The following is a 10,121-nucleotide window of genomic DNA, read 5'->3' as shown; positions in this document are numbered from 1 at the left end:
AAGTTCGGTGCGCACGTCTTCGACGCGGCCAACGGCGGTGCGCTGCTGTGGCAGCACCTGTTCTGGTTCTTCGGGCATCCCGAGGTGTACATCATTGCGCTGCCGTTCTTCGGCATCATCTCCGAGGTCGTTCCGGTCTTCAGCCGTAAGCCGATGTTCGGTTACATGGGTCTGGTCGGTGCGACGATCGCGATCGCGGGTCTGTCGGTGACGGTGTGGGCGCACCACATGTACGTGACCGGTGGTGTGCTGCTGCCGTTCTTCTCGTTCATGACGTTCCTGATCGCGGTGCCGACCGGTGTGAAGTTCTTCAACTGGATCGGCACGATGTGGAAGGGCTCGCTGTCCTTCGAGACGCCGATGCTGTGGGCGGTCGGCTTCCTGATCACGTTCCTCTTCGGTGGTCTGACCGGTGTCATCCTGGCGTCGCCGCCGATGGACTTCCAGATATCCGACACCTATTTCGTGGTGGCGCACTTCCACTACGTGGTGTTCGGAACGGTCGTGTTCGCGATGTTCTCCGGCTTCCACTTCTGGTGGCCGAAGATGACGGGCAAGATGCTGGACGAGCGTCTGGGCAAGATCACCTTCTGGACCCTGTTCGTGGGCTTCCACGGCACCTTCCTCGTCCAGCACTGGCTCGGCCCGCAGGGAATGCTCCGTCGCATCCCCGACTACCTGGCCTCCGAGGGGTTCACCGGACTCAACACCGTGTCCACGATCTTCTCGTTCCTGCTCGGCATGTCGATCCTGCCGTTCTTCTACAACGTCTGGAAGACCGCCAAGTACGGCAAGAAGGTCGAGGCCGACGACCCGTGGGGCTACGGCCGTTCGCTCGAATGGGCGACGTCCTGCCCGCCGCCGCGGCACAACTTCCTCACCCTGCCGCGGATCCGTTCCGAATCCCCGGCGTTCGACGTGCACCACCCTGAGGTCAGGTCGTGAACGCCGGGCCGCGGGAGACGGAGGCAGCAGTCAACGAGATCGAGGGATACCTCCTGTGGGAGGCGGAGAAGAGCCAGGCCGCGGCGCAGGCCCGCGACTTCACCGCACGACTGCCGTGGCTGTCCGGTGCCGAGCGGACCGAGGTGGAACGCCTCTACACCGAGGACCGGCTGCGGACGGCCAGAGAGTCCCTGGAACGCACAGCCGCCCGCAGTGTGGAGCTGCGCACCGAGTACCGCGCCCTCTACGGGCGGCTGCGCCGCCGGCTCGTCACGTCCTGCGCGCTCGGGGCCGCCGCGGCGACGGTACTCACGGTCTCGGCCCTCGTGAGCGGCGCACGATGAGGACACACGATGAGGACACGATGAGGAACCTCCTGTCCGCGTCGTTGTCGCGCATCGGTTCCCGTGGGTGAGTGCCGCCGCTCAGGCGTGCGAGACGACGGCCACGGGGCAGGGCGCGTGGTGCAGGGCCGCATGGGCCACGGACCCGACGCGGGTGATACGGACGGGGGAGCGGCGGGCCCGGCGGCCCACCACGAGCGGCCGCGCGCGACGCCGCGGACAGCAGCACCTGCCCGGCACTGCCGATCTCCACGTGCTCGATCACGCTCATGTCGTGGCACCGCATTCTCGTCGCGGGCTTCCCTATGGGCGCTGCCCGTCCGAGGCTTCCCCGTGAGTACTGCCCGCAAGCAGGTGCGATCAACGGTCGGGCCCCGGCGCCGGGGGCCGTCCGTGGCGGCGCCGGACCTGCTCGCGGCGCCTGCGCAGCTTCTCGCAGCGCCAGCACACCCAGCCTGCCGGCGCCTCGGTGAGCGTGGCGTTGGAGCAGTCGGCGGTGGCGCACACGGTGCGTGTCCCGGGCCCGTCGTGCACCACCATGACACCTTCCGGCCTGGGGCGTTCATACCCCGCCGGCTTCTCCGAGAGGATGAAGTCACCGTGCCGAAGCGGATGGAAGAGCACCAGCTCGTTCTTGACGTGGTCCGGCTCCGGGGAGGCGAAATGGGCGTGGCAGCGCTGCGCCCACCATCGTCTGAGCGCGTTGAAGTCACGGATGCACCATGCCCACATCGCACCGCCGGTCGCCGAGAGGATCGTCTGCCCCTGCCGGCCGGGGGCGTGCGGAACGTCGACGACCTCCCAAGCGCCCTCGTCGAGGTCGAAGACGCCGTTCTCGCAGCGCTGCCCGGTCTCGCGCTCGGTCGCGATGCACTGGAGCCGGTCGATCTCGCAGGGTGCGATGCGCAGCGTGCCGTGATACGCGATGACGTGCCGGGCCTCCTCCGCCTCCTCGGGGTCGGGGCCGCTGACCTCCTCCTCGCTGGCCGGCTCCACGTACGGGACGAACGCGCCCTGCTCGATCAGGGCGCGCATCCGCACGGCCAGCACCTGCACGACCTCCTGGAGTTCGTACGGCAGGTCCGGATGCTCGGCGGCCGGGCACACCGCGGGGTGGGGGATCCGGCAGTAGCCGCTGGCCGTGTCGGATCCCGGGTAGGCCACCCCGCTGTTCACGTGCCACTGCATCGTGGCCGGGATGCGCCGACCCGGGAATTCGGGGGTCAGCGGGATCCGCAGCGCGTCGTACCGCTCGAACCACTCGATCGGCGTGCCGCAGTACTTGCACCTGGCGGTGGCCCTGTGGCGCAGCAGCTTGGTCTGATTGGAGCGGTGCAGGTGCAGCGTCACGACGGCCCCCCTACGTCCACGGGGCCGCAGGCGCGCCCGGAGTGGTGCGAGAACTTTGGGGACACACTAGCGAGTTGGGGTCTCCGGTGTGGGATCGACGGAGGACCGTGCCGGTGGTGAACCGCATCGTGACGTGTGCGAACGGCCGTACGGGCCGTCGGTCGGCCGCGGCCCTTCGGTCCCCGTGCTGTGTGGCGGTTTGCGGGTGCGTGGCGCAGCGTGGTGGGGAGGAGTATCCGAGAAAGGGTGGTTGGGCATGGACGGGCAGGGTTCGGGTGGACGGGTGGTGGTGGGTGTCGACGGATCGCCGTCGTCGGACGCGGCGCTGCGGTGGGCGGTGCGGCAGGCACGACTCATCGGCGGCACGGTGGAAGCGGTGGGGGCGTGGGACCTGCCCGGCGCGCACGCCTGGTCGGCTCCCTCGGTGGACGTGGAATTCGACCGGGAGACCGCCGACCAGGCCATGACGGAGGAGATCGTCAGGGTGCTGGGCGAGGCCGGTGCCGCCGAGATCCATAAGCGCCTGGTCCGGGGCAATCCGGCGGACGCACTGCTGGAGGCGGCCGAGGGAGCGGAGGCGGTCGTGGTCGGCAGCCGCGGACGCGGCGGGTTCGCCCGTACGCTCCTGGGCTCGGTGAGCCAGCAGGTCGCGCTGCACGCGGCCTGCCCGGTGGTCATCGTCCGCCCGGAGGTCACCGTGAAGGACGCCTGAACCGGGCGCTTCCGGTTCGGCGGGGCCGAATCCCGCCGGCCTCGGCCATCGCGGGCGTCGTGCCGTGGGACCGTGCGCGGGCCGCCGGGTGCCCGGGACACGCAGGCCGCAGGTGGGACGGGACAGCGGCGAGCTCGTGCGGGCGCCCGCACGGATGCGGATGACCCGGACGGCCGGGACTCCGTCCGGTCCGCCGTCATTCCGCGCCCGTCATTCCGCGCCCGTCATTCCGCGCCCGTCATCTCCGCCCGTCATTCGTGGGCGACGACGGCGACGGGGACGGTCGCGTGGTGCATCACCGCATGGCTCACATGGCCGATGCGAGCCCCCGCCGCGGTGCGGCGGATGTGGCGGCCGACGACGACCAGGTCCGCGCCGACGGCGGAGTGCAGCACCTGCTGTGCGGGTGTGCCGTGGACGGACTGCTCGGTCACCGTCACCGACGGGTACTGCTGCCGCCACGGCCGCAACAGGTCGCCGAGGGCACGCGCGACCTCCTGTTCCACGGCGGTCCGGGCAGCGGGGTCCGAGGCGGCCTTCCTGAAGGAGAGCGGCAGCGTCCAGCCGTGCACGGCCCGCACACCGGTGCCGCGGCGGGCGGCCTCGTCGAAGGCGAAGGCCAGCACCTTGTCGCAGTTCTCGTGGATGTCCACCCCGACGACCACGTCCCGGTACGGCTCGTCGCCGGTGCCGCCCGTGTCTCCGCTGTGCGGGGGAGCGGACGACACATGGGCCCGTACCAGCACCACCGGCCGCTCCGTGGCGCGGATCGTGGCCATGCCGACCGAGCCGACGAGGAAACCCATGACGCTGCTCAGGCCGCGCGACCCCAGGACGAGCATCTCCGCCTCGGCAGCCTCGACCGCCAGCGCGGCGGCCGGCCGCCCGGAGAGCCGGCGGACGGCGATGTCCAGCCCGGGACGACTGCCCCGCAGCTCCCCGGCGGCCTCCTCGAGGAGCCTGTCGGCCCAGTGGCGGTGGTCCTCCCGGTCGATGGTCGGAGCGGCCACCGCCACCGTGAGCGGCCACTCCTCGACGTGGACGAGGCGCAGCTGCGCATCGTGCAGCACCGCCTCACGGGCTGCCCAGTCCGCGGCGGCCCGGCTCTCGGGATGGCCGTCCAGGCCGACGGTCACATGACGGCTCATGGTGCTGACCTCCTCGGCGCCGCTCCTCCGATACGGCAGGCGATTGGGCGCTCAGTGGTGCTCCGGTTCGATCGACAGGTCGGCGGCGATCCCCCGGGCCCAGGCGGCGATCCGCTCGAAGTCGCGGAAGTCGCCGCCGCGTCCCTGTTCGAGGAGCATGCGGGCGACCCGTCCCCGTGTCCCCGGCCTCAGCCGCCCGCCGAAAGTGACGTGCTCCTCCGCGCCGAGACGGCGTTCGGCGCGGTGGGCTGTGCGCACGGGCGGGATGTCCCGTTCCGACGCCGAGGAGTCGAGCGGGCCGCTGCTGAACAGCCACACACGGAGCTTCTTCAGAGCATGGTGGTGCCGGCGCGCGAAGCGCCGCGCGTCGCGGTGCCAGCGCCCCATGTAGAGCGCGCCGCCGAGGACGACGACGTCGTACGGCACGACGTCGTGGACCTCCGCGGCCGACCGCGCCTCGGCGTTCAGGCCCTTGTCGCGAAGGACGGACGCGATGAACTCGGCGATCTCCGCCGTCGAGCCGTTCTTGGAGCCATAGGCGACAAGCGCTGTGCGCGTCATGCGATCCCTCCTCGTCCCCGTCGCCCCTGTCGTGCCGTCCGTCTCCGCCGCCGTCCGTCTCCGCCGCCGTCCGTCTCCGTCCCTGTCCTGAGTCCCGCCTCCGCCGCTGTCCCTCCCGCTGCCGTCGCCGGTGGCAGAGAGACCGGCGCGGAGCCGGCCGTCGGCCGACTGCTGAGGACCGCGACCGGCGCGCGCCTGTGCGGCCTTCCGTTTCCAGCTTCGGTGTTCACGGCCGGAGCTGCATGTGACGGCGGGTTCGGCCGGGACGCCGCCTCCGGTCCGGGCCATCCGCTGCCGTGGCGGGGCAGGCGCTCCGGCCACCCGAATGCCGTAGCCGGACGGGCGCTCCGCCCGGGTCGCCGCCTTGACTGAGGTGACGGTGACCTTACGGAACAGGAGTCACGATGGCAGGGATATCCAGGCGCGGGGCTGCCGCGGCGATGGCTGCCGCGATCGTCGCCGGCGGTGCGGCGGGGTGCTCGAACGGCGGCGGTGACCGTGAACCCGGTTCCATCGCCTCGGCCGCCGAGTCTGCGAAGGCGGCGATCACGTCCGCCGCCGCCGAGGCCACGGGTGCCATCGCTTCCGCGACGGCAGAGGCGAAGCGGAAGATCGACGAGATCAAGGGAGGGGTGAACGCCAAGGACCAGGTGAAGCTCGGCAGCACGACGACGGGTAGCGACGGCAAGGCCACGACCCCGCTCTCCGTGACGAACACGGCCGACTCGCCGAAGTCGTTCCTGGTGCAGGTGAACTACAAGAATCCACAAGGGGAACTGCAGGACACGGTCGTCGTGACCGTCGAGAACGTCCCGGCGGGCGGTACGGGCGAGGCCACCGCCCGCAGCACGTTCAAGCTGTCGGGTGACATCACCGCCGAGGTCGGCACGGCCCTCCGGTACTGAGCGGCCGGTCCGCCGCCGGGCCACGGGTGTTGCCGGGCATCGGATGCCCGGCAACACCGGTCGGTCCCCGTACCCCGTCGTCAGCCGGTCATGTCCTCGGGCCGTACGACGCAGAGGGCCCAGATACAGAATCCGCACAGCGCGATGACGATGATCGACCAGAGCGGGTAGTACGGCAGGGCCAGGAAGTTGACGATGATGATCAGCGCGGCGATCGCCACCCCGGCCACCCGCGCCCACGTCGGTGCCTTGAAGAGGAACACTCCGACGACCACGGCCACGACTCCGAGGATCAGATGGAGCCAGCCCCATCCGGTCAGGTCGAACTCGAAGACGTAGTTCGGGGTGTGGATGAACACCTCGTCCTCGGCGATGGCCATGATGCCGCGGAAGATGTCGAGCACACCGATGATGACGAGCATCACCGCGGCGAAGACCACGAGCCCACTCGCCATCTGCAGGGTTCCCTCGGAGTGGCGACGCGGTGTCGACGATGTCTGTGCCATGACGATCTCTGCTCCCTCTGTATGCGCCGGGGATTCCGACGGCCGTTCTGCGCCGGGGATTCCGACGGCTGTTCTGCCTCGGGGGTTCGACGGCTGTGCTGCGCCGGGTGCCGAGCCGACGGTTGTTCGCGACGTTGTCCGCCAAGGTCCCGTTGCCGGACCGCTCCCGGGGCGTGCCCGTGGGACCGGACGGCCGCGGGCGTGCCCGTGGGACCGGGCGCCTCGGGTCAGCGCAGGAGCTTCTCCTTGGCCTTCTGGAACTCCTCCTCGGAGATGTCGCCCTTGGCCTTGAGCTCGGAGAGCCTGGTCAGCTCGTCCACGCTGCTCCCGGTGCCGGCCGTTGCGCGGATGTAGGAGTCCATGGCGGCCCGCTGCTCACGTGCGTGCTGGATCTCGCGCTTCCCCATGCCGGAGCCCCGGACGATCACATAGACCAGTGCGCCGAGGAACGGAACGATCAGCACGAGGATCAGCCAGCCGGTCTTGGCCCATCCGTTCAGGTCGTGATCGCGGAAGAGGTCGGTGAAGATGCGGATCAGAATCATGATCCACAACACCCACAGGAAGATCCACATCACGGTCCAGAAGGCGCCCAGAACGGGATAGTCGTACGCGAGGAGCGGGTTGTTCCCCATCGCTGTTCCTCCTGCCATTCACGGTGCCGTTCACGGCCGGCTGTCCGGCGTCCCTCTCGTGGCCGGGCGGGCCGGGTGTCCGGCGGTTCCCGATCTTTCCCAGGATTGGCACGTTCCCCCTCGGGGGCCATCACCCGCGACGGGTGATTCGTCTGTCCGCCGGGCGGTCCCGGGGCCGCGGCGCCGGTCAGTCCGGCAGTCTGCGCATCTCGACGACGTGCAGGCCCAGGTCCTGGAAGCGGGCGAGCAGTCCGTGCAGATGCGCCTCGTCGACGACCGCGCCGAAGAGCAGTGTCTGCGTCGGGGCGGACTCCCGCTCCAGCTCGGGGAAGGCCTTGGCGACGGCCCTGGAGAGACGGCCGGTGATGCAGAACTCGTATCGCATGTCGCACTTCCCATGCGCCGGGGGCCTCTCTTGCAGTGCTTGCCATGCTGGCCCGCGCGGGAGGGGACGGCATCACCCGGTTCAGGTGAATCGCCGCTGCCGTGCCCTGAGCCACCGGCTCGGGCGGAGAGGGGGACCCTGAATGTGCATTCGGGATGCATATTTTGATAGCCTGCGGTCGTGCGTTTGACGAGGTTCAGTGATCTGTCCCTGCGTGCGGTCATGCGGCTCGCTGTCCTGGGTGAGGGCGAGTCCCTGACGACACGCGAGGTGGCCGAGGCGATGGCCGTGCCGTATGCCCATATGGCCAAGGCCGTGGCCCGGCTGCAGCACCTCGGCGTGCTGGAGGCCCGCCGGGGCCGTGGTGGCGGCCTGGAGTTGACGGGTCTCGGCCGGGGGGCCTCGATCGGCTGGCTCCTTCGTGAGCTGGAGGGGGACGAGGAGGTCGTCACCTGCGAGGGTGAGGCCCCCTGCCCGCTGCGCGGTGCGTGTCGCCTCCGTGGCGCCCTGCGGGCCGCCCAGCAGGCGTTCTATGCATCGCTCGACCCGCTGACCGTGTCGGATGTGGTGACGTCCCCCACAGGGCCGGTGCTGCTGTCGCTCGCCGGGCGGGGTGAGGCCTGAGGTTCCGGGCCCGGGTGTCGGCTCCCGTCGCGCCTGTCCCGGCTTCCGTTTCCCGTTCGCGGGCAACGTACGCGCAAAAATACGAAGATCATCTACCAATTAGGAGGCAGGTGTGCTCTCAGAGCAGTCCGTACCCGTCGTCCGTGCCACCCTGCCCGTCGTCGGCGGGGCGATAGGCGACATCACCGACCGTTTCTACGCCAGGCTCTTCGCGGCCCACCCGGAACTGCTCCGCGACCTGTTCAACAGGGGCAACCAGGCCAGCGGAGCCCAGAAGCAGGCCCTCGCCGGAGCCATAGCGGGATTCGCCACCCTGCTGGTGGAACGGCCCGACGCCCGGCCGGACGTGCTGCTGTCCCGCATCGCCCACAAACACGCGGCGCTCGGCATCACCTCCGAGCAGTACAAGACCGTCCACGAGCACCTCTTCGCGGCGATCGTGGAAGTGCTCGGCGACGCCGTCACGCCCGAGGTGGCCGCCGCGTGGGACGAGGTCTACTGGCTGATGGCGAACGCCCTGATCGCGCTGGAGGCGCAGCTCTACGAGCAGGCCGGAGTCGCCGAGGGTGACGTCTGGATGCCGATGCTGGTGGTCCGGCGGCACGAGGAGACGGCCGACGTGGTCTCCTTCGGGCTTCGCAGGGCCGACGGCCGCCCCAACGGACGCTTCCTGCCAGGGCAGTACATCAGCGTGCAGGCCGAACTTCCGGACGGCGCACGGCAGATCCGCCAGTACAGCCTCTCCCGGGGCCCGGAGCACGAGGAATGGCGGATCAGCGTCAAGAAGGCCGACGGCGGCATCGCGGACGGGGCCGCCGCACCCGACGGCGAGGTCTCCGGCTGGCTGCACGAGCACCTGCGGCCCGGTGACACCGTCATGACGTCCGCGCCCTTCGGCGGGCTGACCCTGCCCGAGGGCGACCGGCCCCTGCTGCTGGCCTCCGCGGGGATCGGCAGCACCCCGATGCTGTCCATGCTCGACGCCCTCGCGGCCACCGGATCCACCCGCAGGGTGCTCGTCGCCCACGCCGACCGTTCCCCGGCGGACCACGCCCACCGCGAGGAACTGGCCCGGCTCGTGGCGGCACTGCCGAACGCGGAATCCCACATCTGGTACGAGACACCGGACGCCACGGCCCCCGACGCCCGCACCGGACACACGGACCTCGCAGAGCTGGACCTCCCCGACGGCCTGACCGCCTACCTGTGCGGCCCGCTGCCGCATCTGCGTGCCGTCCGCGGGGACTTGCTGCGCCGCGGCGTGCCGGCCGCGCACATCCACTACGAGGTCTTCGGCCCCGACCTCTGGTTCGGCCGGGACCAGTAGTGCTGTGTCAGGGGCGTCCGGCGGATCACCGCCAGGCTCCCCGGAGGCGTCCGGCGGGACCCGTGGCCCCGCCGGTCGAGCCCGTGGCAGAGTGCCCTGCCCTGCCATGGGCTCGTCCGTGCCGTCAGCCGACCCGCCGGGCCGGCACCTGTCCCGGCCAGTCCTCGGACAGGGAACGTTCGGTGGGGGTGAAGCCGTTGCGCTCGTAGTACGCGACCGGTTCGCCCCCGCCGCCCGCCCAGCAGTCGACCCGCAGAAGGTCCACGCCGGCCCGCCGGCTCTCCTCGACGGCGTGCCCCAGCAGCGCCGCGCCGATGCCCGGGCCGGCGTACCGGCGGTCGGTGACCAGCAGCCGGACGTACCGCTCGGGTTCCTCGGCCGGCGCGATCGGCAGCTGCGGGCCGGGCCCGGAGTCCAGCACGACGGCTCCGACAGGCGTTCCGTCCGACTCCGCGATGTACGGCGCGTTCTCGGTGGTGTACCGCTCGACCCGCTCCGGCCCACCGGGCCTCCGCGAATACGGTGTCGTGCCCCACTGCCCGGTGCTGCCGCGATCGTTCATCCAGACCACGGACGAGTCGAGCATGTCCGGAATGGCCGGTGCGCCGGCCGGGCCGCCGGGTCTGATCCGTATGCCAGGTGTGTTGTCGTTCACGGCAGAAGCCTGGGCACCGGCTGC

Annotated in this window: 14 protein-coding genes; 6 read left to right on the top strand and 8 right to left on the bottom strand. The window is 70.7% G+C overall.

The window, feature by feature from the left end; all coding sequences use genetic code 11:
• A partial coding sequence (locus ACZ4Z5_RS08880) for a cytochrome c oxidase subunit I (protein ID WP_468258717.1) occupies positions 1 to 945 on the top strand: 945 nt, incomplete at its 5' end.
• Positions 942 to 1,289, top strand: coding sequence for a hypothetical protein (locus ACZ4Z5_RS08875; protein WP_468258715.1), 348 nt, complete (start codon positions 942 to 944; stop codon positions 1,287 to 1,289). The genes ACZ4Z5_RS08880 and ACZ4Z5_RS08875, both read left to right, overlap by 4 nt.
• A gap of 81 nt (positions 1,290 to 1,370) precedes the next feature.
• Here ACZ4Z5_RS08875 and ACZ4Z5_RS08870 read toward each other — a convergent pair whose 3' ends face one another.
• Positions 1,371 to 1,481 carry a universal stress protein gene (locus ACZ4Z5_RS08870; RefSeq protein ID WP_468258769.1) on the bottom strand — a complete coding sequence of 37 codons (111 nt, stop codon included), beginning with the start codon at positions 1,479 to 1,481 and terminating at the stop codon, positions 1,371 to 1,373.
• A gap of 168 nt (positions 1,482 to 1,649) precedes the next feature.
• Complete coding sequence (locus tag ACZ4Z5_RS08865) at positions 1,650 to 2,639, bottom strand: DUF6083 domain-containing protein (RefSeq protein WP_468258712.1); 990 nt, start codon at positions 2,637 to 2,639, stop codon at positions 1,650 to 1,652.
• A gap of 256 nt (positions 2,640 to 2,895) precedes the next feature.
• Between ACZ4Z5_RS08865 and ACZ4Z5_RS08860 the strand changes: the two genes are divergently transcribed.
• Positions 2,896 to 3,351, top strand: a complete 456-nt coding sequence (locus ACZ4Z5_RS08860) for a universal stress protein (protein WP_468258709.1) — start codon at positions 2,896 to 2,898, stop codon at positions 3,349 to 3,351.
• Between the two features lie 251 nt (positions 3,352 to 3,602).
• Here ACZ4Z5_RS08860 and ACZ4Z5_RS08855 read toward each other — a convergent pair whose 3' ends face one another.
• Entirely contained in the window at positions 3,603 to 4,499 is an 897-nt protein-coding gene (locus ACZ4Z5_RS08855; RefSeq protein WP_468258706.1) for a universal stress protein, read from the bottom strand.
• A 51-nt stretch (positions 4,500 to 4,550) separates the two neighbouring features.
• A complete protein-coding gene (locus ACZ4Z5_RS08850; protein WP_468258703.1) occupies positions 4,551 to 5,060 on the bottom strand; it encodes a flavodoxin domain-containing protein in 510 nt (169 codons plus the stop codon).
• A gap of 404 nt (positions 5,061 to 5,464) precedes the next feature.
• Here ACZ4Z5_RS08850 and ACZ4Z5_RS08845 point away from each other — a divergent pair, with 404 nt between their 5' ends.
• The gene (locus ACZ4Z5_RS08845; protein ID WP_468258700.1) at positions 5,465 to 5,965 is read left to right on the top strand and encodes a hypothetical protein; all 501 of its coding nucleotides are present in this window, start codon (positions 5,465 to 5,467) and stop codon (positions 5,963 to 5,965) included.
• Positions 5,966 to 6,045: 80 nt separating this feature from the next.
• Here the strand turns inward: ACZ4Z5_RS08845 and ACZ4Z5_RS08840 are convergent, their stop codons facing one another.
• The 3 genes from ACZ4Z5_RS08840 to ACZ4Z5_RS08830 all read right to left on the bottom strand — a co-directional run bounded on the left by ACZ4Z5_RS08840 (position 6,046) and on the right by ACZ4Z5_RS08830 (position 7,491).
• Complete coding sequence (locus tag ACZ4Z5_RS08840; RefSeq protein ID WP_468258697.1) at positions 6,046 to 6,471, bottom strand: DUF7144 family membrane protein; 426 nt, start codon at positions 6,469 to 6,471, stop codon at positions 6,046 to 6,048.
• 227 nt (positions 6,472 to 6,698) lie between these two features.
• Positions 6,699 to 7,106 carry an SHOCT domain-containing protein gene (locus ACZ4Z5_RS08835; protein WP_468258695.1) on the bottom strand — a complete coding sequence of 136 codons (408 nt, stop codon included), beginning with the start codon at positions 7,104 to 7,106 and terminating at the stop codon, positions 6,699 to 6,701.
• A gap of 187 nt (positions 7,107 to 7,293) precedes the next feature.
• Positions 7,294 to 7,491, bottom strand: coding sequence for a hypothetical protein (locus ACZ4Z5_RS08830; RefSeq protein ID WP_468258692.1), 198 nt, complete (start codon positions 7,489 to 7,491; stop codon positions 7,294 to 7,296).
• A gap of 180 nt (positions 7,492 to 7,671) precedes the next feature.
• Between ACZ4Z5_RS08830 and ACZ4Z5_RS08825 the strand changes: the two genes are divergently transcribed.
• Both ACZ4Z5_RS08825 and ACZ4Z5_RS08820 read left to right on the top strand, forming a co-directional pair.
• Positions 7,672 to 8,115, top strand: coding sequence for an RrF2 family transcriptional regulator (locus ACZ4Z5_RS08825; protein WP_468258690.1), 444 nt, complete (start codon positions 7,672 to 7,674; stop codon positions 8,113 to 8,115).
• Positions 8,116 to 8,227: 112 nt separating this feature from the next.
• The gene (locus ACZ4Z5_RS08820) at positions 8,228 to 9,442 is read left to right on the top strand and encodes a globin domain-containing protein (protein WP_468258687.1); all 1,215 of its coding nucleotides are present in this window, start codon (positions 8,228 to 8,230) and stop codon (positions 9,440 to 9,442) included.
• Positions 9,443 to 9,566: 124 nt separating this feature from the next.
• On the opposite strand, the gene ACZ4Z5_RS08815 is transcribed toward ACZ4Z5_RS08820, so the two are convergent.
• On the bottom strand, positions 9,567 to 10,097 hold the full coding sequence (locus ACZ4Z5_RS08815) for a GNAT family N-acetyltransferase (RefSeq protein WP_468258684.1): 531 nt from the start codon (positions 10,095 to 10,097) through the stop codon (positions 9,567 to 9,569).
• Positions 10,098 to 10,121: the final 24 nt, after the last annotated feature.

It is taken from the genome of Streptomyces sp. NPDC030222 (assembly GCF_055573115.1).
Note: the sequence above shows the minus strand (reverse complement) of the source record. Positions and strands in the feature narration are given on the sequence as shown.